The organism is Nonomuraea soli (assembly GCF_013761175.1).
GTDB lineage: Bacteria > Actinomycetota > Actinomycetes > Streptosporangiales > Streptosporangiaceae > Nonomuraea > Nonomuraea soli.
The window spans coordinates 845777-860951 of sequence record NZ_JACDUR010000004.1 but is presented as its reverse complement, the minus strand read 5'-3'; the positions used below and the strand labels follow the sequence as shown (position 1 = coordinate 860951).

At 71.7% G+C, this 15175-nt stretch carries 18 protein-coding genes and 1 tRNA gene; 10 read left to right on the top strand and 9 right to left on the bottom strand.

The features are described from left to right. Window positions 1–17 precede the first annotated feature (17 nt). The 5 genes from gcvT (at window position 18) to HNR30_RS22490 (ending at window position 6310) form a co-directional block, all read left to right on the top strand. Window positions 18–1103, top strand: coding sequence for a glycine cleavage system aminomethyltransferase GcvT (gene gcvT, locus HNR30_RS22510; RefSeq protein ID WP_181611917.1), 1086 nt, complete (start codon window positions 18–20; stop codon window positions 1101–1103). Then, on the top strand, window positions 1100–1489 hold the full coding sequence (gene gcvH, locus HNR30_RS22505; RefSeq protein ID WP_181611916.1) for a glycine cleavage system protein GcvH: 390 nt from the start codon (window positions 1100–1102) through the stop codon (window positions 1487–1489). Before gcvT ends, gcvH begins: the two co-directional genes overlap by 4 nt. A 72-nt stretch (window positions 1490–1561) precedes the next feature. Further along, window positions 1562–2938, top strand: coding sequence for an L-serine ammonia-lyase (locus HNR30_RS22500; RefSeq protein WP_181611915.1), 1377 nt, complete (start codon window positions 1562–1564; stop codon window positions 2936–2938). Between the two features lie 30 nt (window positions 2939–2968). After that, window positions 2969–6043: an AfsR/SARP family transcriptional regulator gene (locus HNR30_RS22495; protein WP_181611914.1), complete on the top strand. Its 3075-nt coding sequence runs from the start codon at window positions 2969–2971 to the stop codon at window positions 6041–6043. A 57-nt stretch (window positions 6044–6100) separates the two neighbouring features. Next, the gene (locus tag HNR30_RS22490) at window positions 6101–6310 is read left to right on the top strand and encodes a hypothetical protein (protein ID WP_181611913.1); all 210 of its coding nucleotides are present in this window, start codon (window positions 6101–6103) and stop codon (window positions 6308–6310) included. 166 nt (window positions 6311–6476) lie between these two features. Here the strand turns inward: HNR30_RS22490 and HNR30_RS22485 are convergent, their stop codons facing one another. Then, a complete protein-coding gene (locus HNR30_RS22485; protein WP_181611912.1) occupies window positions 6477–7061 on the bottom strand; it encodes a dihydrofolate reductase family protein in 585 nt (194 codons plus the stop codon). 100 nt (window positions 7062–7161) lie between these two features. Continuing rightward, window positions 7162–8226, bottom strand: a complete 1065-nt coding sequence (locus tag HNR30_RS22480) for an AraC family transcriptional regulator (RefSeq protein ID WP_181611911.1) — start codon at window positions 8224–8226, stop codon at window positions 7162–7164. A 133-nt stretch (window positions 8227–8359) separates the two neighbouring features. Here HNR30_RS22480 and HNR30_RS22475 point away from each other — a divergent pair, with 133 nt between their 5' ends. Both HNR30_RS22475 and HNR30_RS22470 read left to right on the top strand, forming a co-directional pair. Further along, window positions 8360–8662 carry a 4a-hydroxytetrahydrobiopterin dehydratase gene (locus HNR30_RS22475; RefSeq protein ID WP_181611910.1) on the top strand — a complete coding sequence of 101 codons (303 nt, stop codon included), beginning with the start codon at window positions 8360–8362 and terminating at the stop codon, window positions 8660–8662. 75 nt (window positions 8663–8737) lie between these two features. Next, the gene (locus HNR30_RS22470) at window positions 8738–9262 is read left to right on the top strand and encodes a P-loop nucleotide/nucleoside kinase family protein (RefSeq protein WP_181611909.1); all 525 of its coding nucleotides are present in this window, start codon (window positions 8738–8740) and stop codon (window positions 9260–9262) included. On the opposite strand, the gene HNR30_RS22465 is transcribed toward HNR30_RS22470, so the two are convergent. The 5 genes from HNR30_RS22465 to HNR30_RS50240 all read right to left on the bottom strand — a co-directional run bounded on the left by HNR30_RS22465 (window position 9237) and on the right by HNR30_RS50240 (window position 12406). Then, window positions 9237–10112 carry an alpha/beta fold hydrolase gene (locus tag HNR30_RS22465; protein WP_181611908.1) on the bottom strand — a complete coding sequence of 292 codons (876 nt, stop codon included), beginning with the start codon at window positions 10110–10112 and terminating at the stop codon, window positions 9237–9239. The two genes, HNR30_RS22470 and HNR30_RS22465, sit on opposite strands and share 26 nt — an antisense overlap. Before the next feature lie 66 nt (window positions 10113–10178). Beyond that, entirely contained in the window at window positions 10179–10817 is a 639-nt protein-coding gene (locus HNR30_RS22460) for an adenylate kinase family protein (protein ID WP_181611906.1), read from the bottom strand. A gap of 23 nt (window positions 10818–10840) precedes the next feature. Next, on the bottom strand, window positions 10841–11236 hold the full coding sequence (locus HNR30_RS22455) for a protein-tyrosine phosphatase family protein (protein ID WP_181611904.1): 396 nt from the start codon (window positions 11234–11236) through the stop codon (window positions 10841–10843). An 82-nt stretch (window positions 11237–11318) separates the two neighbouring features. Then, window positions 11319–11807, bottom strand: a complete 489-nt coding sequence (locus tag HNR30_RS22450) for an Asp23/Gls24 family envelope stress response protein (RefSeq protein WP_181611902.1) — start codon at window positions 11805–11807, stop codon at window positions 11319–11321. Further along, the gene (locus HNR30_RS50240; protein WP_181611901.1) at window positions 11807–12406 is read right to left on the bottom strand and encodes a DUF6286 domain-containing protein; all 600 of its coding nucleotides are present in this window, start codon (window positions 12404–12406) and stop codon (window positions 11807–11809) included. Before HNR30_RS50240 ends, HNR30_RS22450 begins: the two co-directional genes overlap by 1 nt. Window positions 12407–12530: 124 nt before the next feature. On the opposite strand from HNR30_RS50240, the gene HNR30_RS22440 reads away from it, so the two are divergent. Continuing rightward, the gene (locus HNR30_RS22440; RefSeq protein ID WP_181611899.1) at window positions 12531–13712 is read left to right on the top strand and encodes an amino acid deaminase/aldolase; all 1182 of its coding nucleotides are present in this window, start codon (window positions 12531–12533) and stop codon (window positions 13710–13712) included. Between the two features lies 1 nt (window position 13713). On the opposite strand, the gene HNR30_RS22435 is transcribed toward HNR30_RS22440, so the two are convergent. After that, window positions 13714–14046 carry a DUF3618 domain-containing protein gene (locus HNR30_RS22435; RefSeq protein ID WP_181611897.1) on the bottom strand — a complete coding sequence of 111 codons (333 nt, stop codon included), beginning with the start codon at window positions 14044–14046 and terminating at the stop codon, window positions 13714–13716. 58 nt (window positions 14047–14104) lie between these two features. Here HNR30_RS22435 and bcp point away from each other — a divergent pair, with 58 nt between their 5' ends. Both bcp and HNR30_RS22425 read left to right on the top strand, forming a co-directional pair. After that, the gene (bcp, locus tag HNR30_RS22430) at window positions 14105–14578 is read left to right on the top strand and encodes a thioredoxin-dependent thiol peroxidase (RefSeq protein WP_181611895.1); all 474 of its coding nucleotides are present in this window, start codon (window positions 14105–14107) and stop codon (window positions 14576–14578) included. Window positions 14579–14610: 32 nt separating this feature from the next. After that, window positions 14611–14691 (top strand) — tRNA-Leu (locus HNR30_RS22425). Between the two features lie 9 nt (window positions 14692–14700). On the opposite strand, the gene HNR30_RS22420 is transcribed toward HNR30_RS22425, so the two are convergent. Beyond that, window positions 14701–15090, bottom strand: a complete 390-nt coding sequence (locus HNR30_RS22420; RefSeq protein ID WP_181611891.1) for a hypothetical protein — start codon at window positions 15088–15090, stop codon at window positions 14701–14703. Window positions 15091–15175 lie beyond the last annotated feature (85 nt).

Sequence of the window (15175 nt, the reverse complement as noted above, 5' to 3'; positions counted from 1 at the left end):
GCCTCTGAGGTGCGAACATGTCCCGACCGACACCGCTGCGAGACATCCACGAGAGTCTCGGCGCGACCCTGACCGACTTCGCCGGCTGGCTGATGCCGCTGCGATACGGAAGCGAGTCCGCCGAACACCGCGCCGTGCGCGAGGCGGCGGGCCTGTTCGACCTCTCCCACATGGGCGAGATCTTCGTGACCGGCCCGCAGGCGGGCCAGGCCCTCGACTACGCGCTGGTCGGCCACCTGTCCGCGCTGGCGCCCGGCCGCGCCCGCTACACCATGATCACCAACCCGGCCGGCGGCGTGCTCGACGATCTCATCGTCTACCGCCTGGCCGACGAGGAGTTCATGGTCGTCGCCAACGCCTCCAACTACCACTCCGTCGCCCTGGCGCTGACCAACCGCGCCAAGAACTTCGACGCCGTCGTCGACGACCGCTCCGACCAGTGGGCGCTCATCGCCGTGCAGGGGCCGCGCTCGCAGGAGATCCTCTCCTCGCTGACCGACGCCGACCTCCCTTCGCTGAAGTACTACGCCGGGCTGCCCGGCACCGTCGCCGGCGTCTCGGCGCTCATCGCCCGCACCGGATACACCGGCGAGGACGGCTTCGAGCTGTTCGTCGCCGGCGACGACGCCGAGGCGTTGTGGGGCGAGCTGACGAAGGCCGGCGAGCCGTACGGAATGATCCCCGCGGGGCTCTCGTGCCGTGACACGCTCCGCCTCGAGGCGGGTATGCCCCTGTACGGCAATGAGCTGAACGAATCGCTGACCCCGTTCGACGCCGGACTGGGTCGGGTGGTGAAATTCGACAAGCCCGGAGACTTCGTCGGCAGGGCCGCGCTGGAACCGCTGCGAGACAGCGCGCCCAGGCGCCGGCTGGTCGGCCTCGTCGCCCGGGGCCGCCGGATCCCGCGCCACGGGTTCCCGGTCGTGGTCGGCGACCAGACGGTCGGCGAGGTCACCAGCGGCGCGCCTTCGCCCACCCTGGGCAAGCCCATCGCGATGGCCTACGTCGACACAGAGGTCTCCGACGGCCTAGCCGTTGACATCCGGGGCAGCCAAGAGCCTATGGACCTGGTTGAGCTGCCCTTTTACAGGAGGAACAAGTGAGCAACATCCCTGACGACCTCAGCTACACCAAGGAACACGAGTGGGTGGCCGGCCTCGATGACGGCCTCACCGTGACCGTTGGCGTCACCGCCTTCGCCGCCGAGGCGCTCGGCGACGTGGTCTACGTGCAGCTTCCCGAGGTCGGCGCGAACGTCCAGGCCGGCGACTCCGTGGGCGAGGTCGAGTCGACCAAGTCGGTGAGCGAGATCTACGCCCCGCTCGGCGGCGAGGTCGTCGAGGTCAACCAGGCCGTCGTGGACAAGCCCGACCTGGTCAACACCGACCCGTACGGCGAGGGCTGGATGTTCCGCGTGCGCGTCGAGGGTGACCACGAGGACCTGCTGTCCGCCGAGGAGTACACCGCCCTCACCTCGGGCGACTCCTGATTTCTCGCTTGTCCCGGAGCCGCCGTGCCGGTGGCTCCGGAACCCCCTCCTTCTTGTGAAAGGCGCAAGTCAATGGCGATCAGCGTCTTCGACCTCTTCAAGATCGGCATCGGCCCGTCGAGCTCGCACACCGGCGGCCCGATGGCCGCCGCGCACAAGTTCGCGCGCGGCCTTGAGTCCGACGGCCAGCTCGGCTCGGTCGCCCGCGTCGAAGCCATCCTGTACGGCTCGCTCGGCCTGACCGGCAAGGGCCACGGCAGCGACAAGGCCGTGCTGCTCGGCCTGTCCGGCGAGAAGCCCGAACTGGTCGACGTCGACAGCATCGACGAGCGCCTGGCCGCCATGCGCTCCAGCGGCACCATCGAGCTCTTCGGCAAGCACACGATCCCCTTCGTCGTGGGCGAGGACCTCGTCTTCGAACGGAAGATCTCCCTTCCCGGCCACCCCAACGGCATGAAGTTCACCGCCTTCGCCGCCGACGGCTCCGTGCTGCGCGAGAAGATCTACTACTCCGTCGGCGGCGGCTTCGTCGTCGACGAGAACGCCGCCGGCGCCGACCGCATCAAGCCCGACGACACCGTCCTGCCCCACCCCTTCACCACCGCCACCGAACTGCTCGCCCACTGCTCCGAGACCGGCCTGTCGATCTCCGGGCTCATGATGGAGAACGAGAAGGCCTTCGGCCGCTCCGTCGCCGAGATCCGCTCGGGGCTGCTCAACATCTGGCGCGTCATGACCGAATGCGTCGAGCGCGGCACCAAGACGGAAGGCGTGCTGCCCGGCGGGCTCAAGGTCAAGCGCCGTGCCCACCACCTGCACCGCAAGCTCCAGTCCGAGTCCCCCGCCGCCGACTCGCTGCAGACCATGGACTGGGTGACGCTGTTCGCCCTCGCGGTCAACGAGGAGAACGCCGCCGGCGGACGCATCGTCACCGCGCCCACCAACGGCGCGGCGGGCATCATCCCCGCGGTGCTCACGTACTACAACCGCTTCGTCCCCGGCGCCGACGACGACGGCGTGATCCGCTTCCTCCTCACCGCCGCCGCCGTCGGCGTGCTGTTCAAGGAGAACGCGTCCATCTCCGGCGCCGAGGTCGGCTGCCAGGGCGAGGTCGGATCCGCGTGCTCCATGGCCGCCGCGGGTCTCACCGAGGTGCTCGGGGGGACCCCCGAGCAGGTGGAGAATGCGGCGGAGATCGGGATCGAGCACAACCTCGGGCTGACGTGCGACCCCATCGGGGGCCTGGTGCAGATCCCGTGCATCGAGCGCAACGCCGTGGCGTCCATCAAGGCGATCACGGCCGCGCGCATCGCCCTGCGCGGCGACGGCAAGCACTTCGTCTCGCTCGACAAGGCGATCAAGACGATGCGCGACACCGGGCGTGACATGCTCGACAAGTACAAGGAGACGTCGCGGGGCGGGCTCGCGGTGAACGTCATCGAGTGCTGAGGGCGAGATCCCTCCGTCGGGGGAGGCGCAGTGCGGTTCGGCATCCTGGGGCCGCTGGAGGTGACGCGCGCCGGGCAACCGGTGCCCGTCTCGGCGAACCAGCTCCGCACCCTGCTCGCCGTCCTCCTCGTGCGGACCAACCGCGTCGTGCCCTGGCACGAGCTGACCTACGCCCTGTGGGACGAAGACCCGCCTGAGGATCCCAAGGGCACCGTGCAGACCTACGTCAGGCGCCTGCGCGCCGTTCTCGGCAGGGAACGCATCACCACCCACCCCCACGGCTACTCCCTCACCGCCAAACCGGACGAGGTCGATCTCGACACCTTCCGCCTGCTGGTCGCCGACGCCCGGCAGGCGCCCGGGCAGGCCACCCGCATCGAGCTGCTCACCCGCGCCGACGAGCTGTGGGCCGGTGAGCCGCTGTCAGGACTGAGCTCGACCTGGCTGGCGCGCCACGTGGTGCCCGGCCTGGTGGAGGAGCGGCTGCAGGCCCTCGACCTGCTGATCGAAGCCCGGCTGGCGACCGGTGACCACGCCGACGTGCTCCCCCGCCTGGCCACTCTCACCCGCGCGTATCCGCTGCGGGAGCGGTTATGGCGGCATCTGATGATCGCGCTGTACCGCTCGGGGCGGCAGGCCGACGCCCTGGCCGCCTACGACGACCTGGCCGGCCTGCTCGCCACGGAGCTCGGCCTGGACCCCTCGCCCGACCTGCGCGACCTGCGTCAGGCGATTCTGATCTCCGACCCGGCCCTGGCCGCGGTCGACGACCGGGCCGACGACGACGGCTGGCAGGTCCACGCCCAGCTGCCTCTCGACGTCTATCCCTTCGTCGGTCGCGGGGCGGCCATCGACCGGGCCGGCCGGGTCCTGCTCGACCGGAGGCGGGTCCCGATCGCCGCGCTGAGCGGCCCGCCGGGAGTGGGCAAGACGGCGCTCGCCGTGCACCTCGCCCACCGCCTCACCCCGCACTTCCCCGACGGTCAGTGGTTCGTCTCCCTGCACGGCGCGTCGTTGCGCCCCAGGCCGCCGGGCGAGGTGCTCGGCGCCCTGCTGCGCCTGGCCGGGGTCCGGCCCGCCGAGATGCCCGACGGGGCCGACGAACGTGCCGCCGCGCTGCGTTCCGCGCTGCGTGACCGGCGGATCCTGCTGCTCCTCGACGACGCCCGCAACGCCGAGCACGTCCGGTCGCTCCTTCCCGGCACGCCGGGCAGCGCGGTGATCGTGACGAGCCGGACGGCGCTGGCAGGTCTGGCGGCGCTGCAGGGCGGCACCGCGATCACCCTCGACGTGCTGCCGCCCGACGAGGCGGCGACGCTGATCACCAGCGTCCTCGACGCGCCCGGCGAGCCCACCGAGCCGGTCCGGCGGCTGGCCGAGGTGTGCGGGTACCTGCCGCTGGCCCTGCGCATCGCCGCCGCCAACGTCGCCGCGCGGGAGGACCTGACCGTCGCCGCGCTGGCGGACCGGCTCGGCTCGCGTGACGGCGTCCTGGGCCTGGCCGCGGCGGGCGACCCGAGCACCGCCGTACGGGCCTCCTTCGCCCAGGCCTACCGGGGCCTGCCGTCGGTGGCTCAGACCCTGTTCAGGCGGCTGGGGGTGGTGCCGGGCCGCGACTTCACCGCCGACGCGGCCGAGGCGCTTCTGGGAACGCACGCGGCCGTCACCGGCGCCGCCGTCCTGGAGATGCTCGCCGACGCCAGCCTGCTCCACCGCCGCTCCCCCGGCCGCTACGCCTTCCACGACCTGCTCCGCCTCTACGCGATCGAGCAGGTCGAGCGGGACCACGACGCGCCCGCCGCGCTCACCCGCCTGCTCGACCGCTACCAGCACCTGCTCGACGCCGCCATCCGCTTCCGCCACACCCCGCTGACCCGCCTGCCCCGCCCGGTCGACGAGGGCGCCTTCGCCGACGCGGCGAGCGCCATGGCCTGGCTGGACGACGAACGCGACAACCTCATGGCCGCCCTCGTCGCCTGCGCGGCCGACCCGGCGCTGCGCCCGCGGGCCTGGCACCTGGCCGACGGTCTGCGCCTGTACCTGTCGTCGGAGCAGCACCTGGCCGACTGGCGCACCGCCGTCGCCACCGGGCTGGAGGCCGCCAGAACCGAGGGCGACCACGACGCCATGGCCGTGATGTACCAGAGCCACGGCGCCCTGGAGCAGACCCGCGGCCACGCCTCCAAGGCCGCGGAACTGGCGAGCCAGGCCCTCACCCACTTCCGCGCCGCCGGACACCGGCTGGGCGAGGGCATCACCCTGGTCAACATCGGGCTCGCCCTCGACGATCAGGGCGAGTGCCTCCAGGCCCGCGATTCCATCCAGGAGGGCATCGGCGTGCTGCGCACGATCGGGCCGCCGCCTCTGCTGGACATCGCCCTGCTGAACCTGTCGGGCGTGCTCATCCGGCTGGGCGAGCTGGAGCCGGCCGTACGGCACGCCACCGAGAGCGGCGAGGTCACCCGTTCCCCGTCGATCCGGCGGGCGACGCGGCACAACCTGGCCAACGCCTACCGGTTCCTGGGACGGGCGGAGCAGGCGCGCGAGGAGATCCGGGCGTGCCTGGCGATGGACGACGACCGGCACACCGGGTTCGTCCTGGCCGACGCCGCCCTCCTGGCCGCCGACGAGGGCGATCTCGACGCGGCCGCCTCCTACGCCCGGCGTGCCATGGAGGTGGGCAGGAAGGCCGGGCGATCCGCCGTCGCCGCGGCCGCGCTGCGGGCCAGAGGCCATGTGCTGCGCGTGTGCGGAGACCTCGTGGCCGCGCGGGAGTACTACTGGCAGGCGCGTGAGCTCGCCGAGGTGCTCGGGCATCGGCCCATCGCCACCGAGGCGCAGCTCGGGCTGGCCCTGACCCTGCTGGCCGCGGGCGAGCGCGAGGCCGCCCGCTCTCAGGCGTCGGAGGGGCTGGAGCAGGCGCGGCGCTTCTCGTGGCGGGTGCTGGAGTGCCAGGCGCTGCTCATCCTCCGGGAACTGTCGCGGGGTGAGGAGGCCGAGCGGTACGCCCGGTCGGCCGACGCGCTGGCGCGGCTTACGGGCTACGTGCCGCCGCCGTCCGACGTGCCTGCGACCTGTGGCGACACCGGCGCGACGCCGGAATGACAGCCGTGCGTGATGTCGTCTGCCTGCAAGCGATTTTCCAGCGAAAGGCAGACGATGATGAAGTTTGGCAAGCGTGTCGCCGCAGGGGTGCTGCTGGCTGCTCTGTCCGTGGCGGCGCTCGGGGTCTCCGCCTCGGCCGCCGCTGCGGGCACCCGCGTGACGGGCGATCCGGGTGTCGGCACGGACGGCACCCGCGTCACGGGCGAGCCCGGCGCGGGGACCGACGGCACCCGCGTGACGTCGACCGAGAGCCGCGACTGGAGCTGACGACGCACGAAGCCGGGACCCGATCACCTCGGGTCCCGGCTTCCGTTCTCTCACCCCACGAGCCCTCCCGTGAGCGCCCCAGCGTGAGGAGGACCAGCACCGCCAGCCCGGCGGCGAAGGCCCCGTGCGCCGTCTCCAGCAGGGCCGCGCCGTCGGGCATGCCCGCCTACGCGGGCTCCGGCCGGTAGACCTGGATCATCACTCCTGCCCCCGTCGAGCGGCTTTCGACCAGTTCCAGCCGGGTGGGCACGATGTCGTCGAACAGCCGCTTGCCCCTGCCGATCACCACGGGGGCCACCAGCAGCCGGAACTCGTCGACCAGGCCGGCTCTGACCAGCGTCTGGACCAGTCCGAGGCTGCCGTGCACCTGGAGCTCCCCGCCGGGTGCGGCCTTGAGCGCCGCGACCGCCCGCGCCACGTCGCCTTCGATCAGGCGTGACCCGGCCCAGTCGAGGACCGGCCTGCCGCGCGAGGCCACGTACTTGGGCAGCGTGTTGAGCTTCCGCGTCACCACGTCGGACTCGTCGGTCGCCTGCGACCAGTAGGCGGCCATGGCCTCGTAGGTCACGCGTCCGAACAGGAAGGCACCCGCGTCGGTGAACCAGTCACCGACGGTCTTGCCGAACTCCTCGTCGGCGTAGGGTCCCACCCAGCCGCCGTGGGTGAAGCCGCCGCTGGGATCCTCGTCGGGCGCACCCGGGCTCTGCGCGACGCCGTCAAGGGTGGTGAAGGTGGTCACTGTCAGTCGCATGTCGTGTTCTCCTCTCGTGAACTGCCTCCACGCTAGGGATCACGAGCGGGCGGCCGAGAGACCGGAACGCGCCAGCGAGGGGACCAGGACGCGTCACCTCTCAGGCGGCGTGACGCCTGCGGTAGAGGCTCGGCGGGTGCCCGTGGATGCGCTGGAAGGCCCGTCGCAGCGCCCGGACGTCCTGGTAGCCGACCCTGGCCGCGATGGACTCGATCCCCAGCGACGTTTCGCGCAGCAGCCGGGCCGATTCTGCGTGCCGTACCCGCTCCAGTTCCTCCCGCCAGGTGGTGCCCTCCTCGCCCAGCCGCCGCTGCAGGGTCCGCGGGCTCATGGCCAGGCGGTGCGCCACCAGCGCGAGCGTGGGGGTTCCCTCGCGGAAGGCCGCTGCCACCTCGCCGTGCACCTTGCCGAGCCAGCCCATGACCGGGCGGGCGCTCGTGATCGCGGTCTCGGCGTAGCCCTGGATGATGGCCGACAGGGTCGGATCGGCGCTTGGCAGCGGCGCCGCCGCGTCGGCCGCGCCGAACACGATCGCCGTGCGCCCCGCGCCGAACTCGATCGCCCGGGTCCCGAAGATCTCCACCAGGTGCCGATGATCGTGCGGCGCCTCGTGCGGCAACGACACCCGCAGCGGCACGATCGGCCTGCCCGTGGCCGCCCGGGCCTCCTGCAGGATGAGCCCGAGCGCCAGCTCGCTGACGTGCGACGCTCCCGGCATGCCGCCGTACGGCGTGCGGTAGGTGACCGTGACCAGCTCCGAGCCGTCCCGCGTGACCCGCGCGCCCTCCAGGGGATCACGGACGGCGGGCAGCAGGCGCGAGGCGACGCGCAGGCCGTCCTCCAGCGTGGGGGCGCTGCGGAACAGGTAGTCCCAGACGTTGAGGCGCCCCGGCGTCCACAGCTGCGCGACCCTGGCGCCGCCGCCCCAGCTCTCGATGGCCGCACCGGCCACCTCCCACAGGCGCAGGGCCATGACCGACGGCAGGCGGATGCCGTCCTCGGCGATCGCGCCGAGGCCGGGCACCCGTGCCAGGCTCTCCTCACGCACGCCGGCGGCCCTGGCCGCGTCGACCGTCAGACGCAGGAGGTACGGCGGGACCGTGCCGTAGGCGGGAGATTCCGGGTGGGGCCGCACCATGACGACGATGCCGCGGACCGGCGTCATCCGGCCGTCAGCCCGCCGACATGGCCGCCCCGCCCCCCGTCCTGTCTCCGCCCTGCTCGGGCGCTTTGGTGTGAAGCCCTCCCACGGTGGTAGCCGGTCCGGCGACCGCACCTACGACCGGACCGGAGGCACCATGACCGAGCGCCTGACCGACGCGGACATCGAGACCGCGCTGGCGGCCCTGGAGAGCTGGCGCAGAGACGGAGACGCCCTGATCAAGGATGTGCCCATCACCGATGACAACTTCGGGTGGCTGAGCGAGGCCGTGAACAACGAGGCCGAGACGCTGGGACACCATCCCGACATCCAGCGCACCGGCGACGGCGTGCGTTTCAGGCTGTCGACGCACGAGGCGGGCGGGGTGACCCCGCGCGACGTCGAGCTCGCCGCGCGGATCGACCAGATCCTCTCCGGCGCCGCCCGCGACCGGGGCTGACCGGCTGCGCCTGTCCCGGGGCGTCACGCCGTAAGGCGTTGGCGTCCGGGTGGGCGCCTTTGATGTCATGGGCCGATGAGCGACGCGCGAGCACTTCTGATCATCGGCACCGTGGGCGCGGGCAAGACGACCACAGCGGGGGCGGTGGGCGAGGCGTTGAGCGAGCAAGGCGTGCCCAACGCCGTCATCGACCTCGACGCCATCCGGCAGGCCTGGCCCGCGCCCCCGGACGACCCGTTCCATTTCCGCCTGACGCTGCGCAATCTGCGGAGCCTGGCGGCCGGCTACCTCGAGGCGGGGTTCACCAGGCTCGTGCTGGCCGGGGTGATCGAGACCGTCGAGGAGCGCGCCAGGCTGGCCGAGGCGGTGGGCGCGGAACTGACGGTCTGCCGCCTGCGTCCGCGTCTGCCCGAGGTGCGTGCCAGGCTCGCGCACCGGCACGTCCTGGAGGCCGAATCGTTGTCGTGGCACCTCGCGCGGTCCGGCGAGCTCCACGGGATCCTGGAGCGGGCCGGCCTGGAGGACGTGGTCGTCGACGTCGGGCGCGAGACCCCGCCGGAGCTGGCCGTACAGGTCATGAAGGCTGCCGGGTGGCCGTGACGAACTTCGCGATGAGCGGGGCGATCTCGGGGAGCCGGTCCTCCAGGGCGAAGTGCCCGGTGTCGAGCAGGTGGAGCGAGGCCGAGGGCAGGTCGCGCAGGTAGGCGCGGGCGCCGGGCTCGGGGAAGAACGGGTCGTGGCGTCCCCACACGATGAGCGTGGGCGGGGTGTGGGTGCGCAGCCACTCCTGCCAGGCGGGGTACCGCTCGACGTTCGTGTGGTAGTCGAAGGCGAGGGCGAGCTGGGCTTCCCGGCGTCCTGGCAGGTCGAGGAAGTGCTGGTCGAGGGTCCAGCCGTCGGGGGCGACGAGGGCGGGCTCGTTCACTCCGGTGAGGTACTGGCCGCGGGTGCCGTCCAGGGTGAGCAGCGAGCGCACGACGTCGGCGTCGCCGGGCACGTCGGGGCGCAGGGCGATGAAGGATCGGGCCGCCTCCGACAGGCCTTCGGCGTACGCGTTGCCGTTCTGCACGATGAGCCCGGCGATCCACGACGGGTGGCGTACGGCGAGGCGGAAGCCGACGGGGGCGCCGAAGTCGAAGACGTACATGATGAAGCGCTCGACACCGAGCCGCTGCACGAAGCCCTCGGTGATGTCGGCCAGGCGCTCGAAGGAGTAGGTGAAGCCCTCCGGGACGGCGGTGTGGCCGAAGCCGGGGTAGTCGGGGGCGATCATGCGGTACTGCGTGCCGAGCGCATCCATGAGGCGGCGGAACTGGTGGGAGGCCGAGGGGAAGCCGTGCAGGAGCAGCAGGACGGGGGCGTCGGCGCGGTCGGGGACGGTTTCGCGGTAGAAGACGCGGACGCCGTCGACCTCGACGTGGCGGTGTTCGATGCGGGGTACGGCAACCATGACTAATGCCTCCAGAGGCTCCGATGCGTTAGTCACTTTACTAACGCATCAGGCAGCCTGCAAGCATTAGAAATCCAGCCCGAGCTTCTCCCTGATGGAGGTCTGGACCTCGTCGACCGACTGGGCCGCGTTGACCGTGAAGACGTACTCCTTGCGCCGCAGCAGGTCGAGGATGGGATTGGTCTTCTCGTTGTAGGTGCGCAGCCGCTCCGACAGCGCCTCCTCCGTGTCGTCGGCCCGTCGCACGAGCTCGTGGCCGCACACCTCGCAGATCCCCTCCTCCGCCGGGCGGTCGTAGATGAGGTTGTAGTCCATGCCGCAGTTGGGGCACAGCCGCCGGGCGAGCACGCGGCGCCTGACCTCGTCGTCGGGCAGGTCGAGGTGGATGACGCCGTCGATGTCGTAGGACTCCAGGAAGAACTCGGTCTGGCGGCGGTTGCGGGGAAAGCCGTCGATGATGAAGCCGTAGTTCCAGTCGTGCTGCTCCAGGCGGTCGCGCACGATCTTCTCCACGTGCTCGTCGCCGATCAGCTCTCCCGCGGCCATCGTCCGGCGGACCAGGGCGCCGAGCTTGGTGTGCTGCTGCACGTGCCAGCGGAAGATGTCGCCGACGTTGATGTGCACGAGGTCGTACGCCTTGGCCAGCAACCCGGCCTGGGTGCCCTTGCCGCTGCCCTGGACGCCGATGATGAGGTACTTGCGCATGGACAACAAGAGATATCAGAGCTTCAGGTGACCCGCGCGATCCATCGCCGCTGCCAAGGCGTCTCGACGGCCCGCCGGTGGTAGTGGGCGCGCGTCCAGGCCACCGCGTCGGCTCGCGGGATCCCCGACAGGACGGCCAGGCACGCGATCACCGTGCCGGTGCGGCCGATCCCTCCGCCGCAGGCCACCTCCACCCGCTGCCCGGCGAGCGCGCGGGCGTGCAGGTCGCGGATGAGCGCCACGGCCCTGTCGGGGTCGCTCGGCACCCAGAAGTCGGGCCAGCGCAGGTAGGAGTGCTCCCAGGCGGGCTCGAAGGGGGCCAGGTAGAGGCCGTAGTCGACGGGCTCGGCCGCACCGTCGGATCGGCGCAGGCCGCGCCCGCGCACCCGCGCCCCATCGGGCAGTTCGACGACCTTCATGACTCGCAGGCTACGCTCGGCCGATCTCGCCGATCCACCGAGTTCGCCACCCGCATAAGTCCGCGAAAAGGCAGAACCGCCCCTACTTGCGGACGTGCACCCGCACGAGCGTGCCGAGCTCGTTGTCGCACACCTCGCGACGGATCTTCCCCACCAGCTCGCGGTCGAGCTTGCCCACCACGGCGCCCAGGTCCGCCGAGGCCCGGCAGGTGATCCCGACCCGCAGCCGCTCGCCGTCCCCCACCACCCGCACGGAGGTGGCGCTCACCCCGTCGAGGTCCTTCAGCCCCACGGTGAGCATCGCCGCCCCGGTCTCGGTCCGCTGCCCGACCCGGCCCCATCCGAGTGACAGCAGCAGCCAGCGCAGGCACACGAGCGTCAGGAAGACCAGGAGCAGCGCGACGAGCCACAACATCCACGGCTGGTCGGCCACGCTGTCGGCCAGGCGCGGCGGCACCACCTTGGTCTTGGGCGCCAGGTGGGTGCCGCGCAGCCAGACGAACCCGCCGGACAGCAGCAGGACGAAGCCGACGACCGTCAGCCCGATCCGGTTGCCCGAATACTGCCGCATCAGATCCCCCTCCTGCGCAGCCGTACGACGACCTCGCCGCCGCACAGCGCGCCCAGCGCCGCCAGCCTGTCGCCCACCGCCGTGCCGACCTGGCGCAGCAGGGATCCCGGGCAGTCCTCCCGGGTGATCACGGTGACCTCGATCGTGCGCCGCCGCAGCTGCACGCGCGCCTTGGTGACCCCGTCGACCTGCTGTGCGACGTCGCGCAGGCTGCGGCGCAGCCCCGAGCGGGTGATGCCGATGACGATCAGCGGGTCGGCGGTCTCCAGCGGAGCGAGCCTGGTGCGGCCGGGCAGCGCGGCCAGCAGCAGCATCCCCATCCCGATCGCGGCGAGCACGAGCCCGGCGACGGACAGCTCCGCCCACACGTGCCTGCCGCCCAGTTCGATGAGCTCGTCCAGCGGCAGCAGGCCGAGCGGGGAGCCCATGAGCGCGCAGATCAGCTCGACGGCGAGCAGGCTCAGCGAGACGGTCAGGAGGGTGGCGAGCGCCACTCCGGCGGGGGTGCGCGCGGGCCGCAGTGCCCGGGTGGACCTGCGGCGCGGAGCTTCACCCGCTGTGCCCGTGCCGAGGAGTCTGTCCTGGAGTGTGGAGGTCACACCGATCAGAGCTACACCCGGCGGCTGTCGCCACGCGCCCGCACCCGCCGCCGGTTTCCCTGATCATTACCAGACATGAATCCAACTCATATTCATTTGCCCCATATGTCGTTACGCTGCTCGTATGGATGACCGCCAGCGCTACGACCGTGCCACCGCCGCTCTCGAGCCGCCGTTCGCGATCGTCGACCTCGCGGCCCTGCGAGCCAACGCGGCGGACCTCGTACGGCGCGCGGCGGGCAAGCCGATCAGGGTGGCGAGCAAGTCCATCCGCTCCCGCGCCGTCCTCGAACGGGTGCTGGCCACCGAAGGTTTCCAGGGCATCATGGCCTTCACCCTGCCCGAGGCGTTGTGGCTGGTCGAACAGGGCTTCACCGACGTGCTCGTGGCCTACCCGACCGTCGACAGAGCGGCCCTCCGGCGGCTGACAGAGGACCCCCGCGCGGCGCGCGAGATCGCGATCACCATCGACAGCGCCGAGCACCTCGACTTCCTCACCGAGCTCGGCCCCAAGCACGAGATCCGCATCTGCCTCGACATCGACGCGGGCTTCCTCGCCTTCGGCGGCCGCTTCCGCGCCGGCGCGCTGCGCTCCCCCGTCCGCACCCCCGACGAGGCCGCCGACCTGGCCGCCGACATCGCCAAGCGCCCCGGCCTGCGCCTGGTCGGCCTGCTCGCCTACGAGGCCCAGATCGCGGGCGTCGGCGACAACCCGCAGGGCAATGCCGCCTTCGCCCGGGTCGTCCGGGTGATGCAGGCGCGGTCGCAGCGCGAGCTCATCCTGCGCAGGGGCCGCATCGTGAACGCGGTGCGCCACTTCGCCGACCTGGAGTTCGTCAACGGCGGCGGCACCGGCTCGGTGGAGAAGACCGTACGCGAGAAGGCCGTCACCGAGGTCGCCGCCGGCTCCGGGCTGTTCCACCCGCGCCTGTTCGACCACTACCGCAGCTTCACCGGCCGCCCCGCCGCGCTCTTCGCCCTGCCCGTGGTGCGCCGCCCCGGGCCCGACTGCGTCACGGTGCTCGGCGGCGGCTACATCGCCTCGGGCTCCCCCGGCGCCAGCCGCCTGCCCCAGCCGTACCTGCCCGCCGGCCTGCGCTTCTCCCCCGACGAGGGTGCCGGGGAGGTGCAGACCCCGCTCATCGGCCAGCCCGCCCAGGACCTGGCCATCGGCGACCGCGTATGGTTCCGCCACGCCAAGTCGGGCGAGCTGTGCGAGCGCTTCGACACGCTTCACCTCGTCGACGGCGAGGAGATCGTGGAGCGCGCCCCCACCTACCGCGGCGAGGGCCAGACCTTCCTGTGAGCTAACGCTTCCTGCGGCGGCGCAGCAGCACGATCGCCGCACCCACCACCAGCACCGCGCCCACCCCGATCAGCACCGGCGCCAGGTTCGGCTGCTCTTCGTCCCACAACCCGTCGGGATCCTCACCCAGCTGGACCGGCTTCTGACGCACCCCCAGCGCGTCGCCCACCGAGGCCACGAACGCGCCGGCACGCTCCTTGACGCTCTCCACGCTCCGCTCGGCGACCCGCTTGGGGCTCACCCGGTCGGCGATGGCGTCGACGGTGTGCGCCAGCTCGGCCCGGGTCTTGGCGATCCGCGCCTCCAGCTCATCGGGGTCGGTCGTCTCGGCCATGACTCTCCTCTCGCCCAGGGTGATCAGTCTGTCAGCTCGTCACGGGTAGGTTAACCGCATGACCGATACCAGACTCGAACCGGGTGACGCCGCGCCCGAATTCACGCTGACGGCCGCCGACGGCAGCAGCGTCAGCCTCTCCGACTACCGGGGCAAGCGGGTCATCCTCTACTTCTACCCCGCGGCGATGACGCCCGGCTGCACCAAGCAGGCCTGCGACTTCCGCGACAACCTGGCCCAGCTCACCTCGGAGGGCTTCGTCGTGCTCGGCGTGTCGAAGGACGCCCCCGCCAAGCTCGCCAAGTTCGTCGAGCGCGACGCGCTGACCTTCCCGCTGCTGTCGGACACCTCGCTGGAGGTGCACAAGGCCTACGGGGCCTTCGGGCTGAAGAAGCTGTACGGCAAGGAGATCGAGGGGGTGCTCCGCTCCACCTTCGTGCTCGACGGCGACGGGAAGGTGGAGCTGGCCCTCTACAACGTGAAGGCGACGGGGCACGTGGCGTCGCTCAAGAAGAAAATCGGCCTCGGATAGGGCGCTAAGCTAGCAACACCCGTCGTGGTGTAGCGGGCGTGGCGGAATGGCAGACGCGCCAGATTTAGGTTCTGGTGGTGAAAACCGTGGGGGTTCAAGTCCCCCCGCCCGCACCCCTGGGGTCACTCGCCCGGCCGCGGTTCCGCCGGCGGGCCGTCCCTGAACGGACGGACGATCGGCCCGTCACACGGCACGCCGTCCACGGAACACTCCGCCGGTGGATGCCACCGCACCCTCAGCGGCCCGCGTTCGTCGCGCTCGCCCAGCGCCGCGACCATCGAGCCGCCGAGCACCGCCCCCAGCACCACGCCCGCCGCACCCACGCCGATCAGCCGGGAGTCTCGCCAGGCCAACGGGCGGCGACGAACGGCCGCCGGCGGGGGCGGCTCGTAGACGATGGGCGGCTCCGGCGGTAACTCGCCGTAGGCCAGTCGCTCCGTGGAAGGAGCCGGGCCGCGCGGCGCTTCCTCTTCGCCGCGCGGCCCGACATTGCGATCATGATCTGCCGTCACGATCTTCCCCTTACTCACTCCCCTTGAGAGGAGCATGCCGGAGGAGGGGTAAAACTCGCGTAAGACCGCAGTCGTACCGCATTCT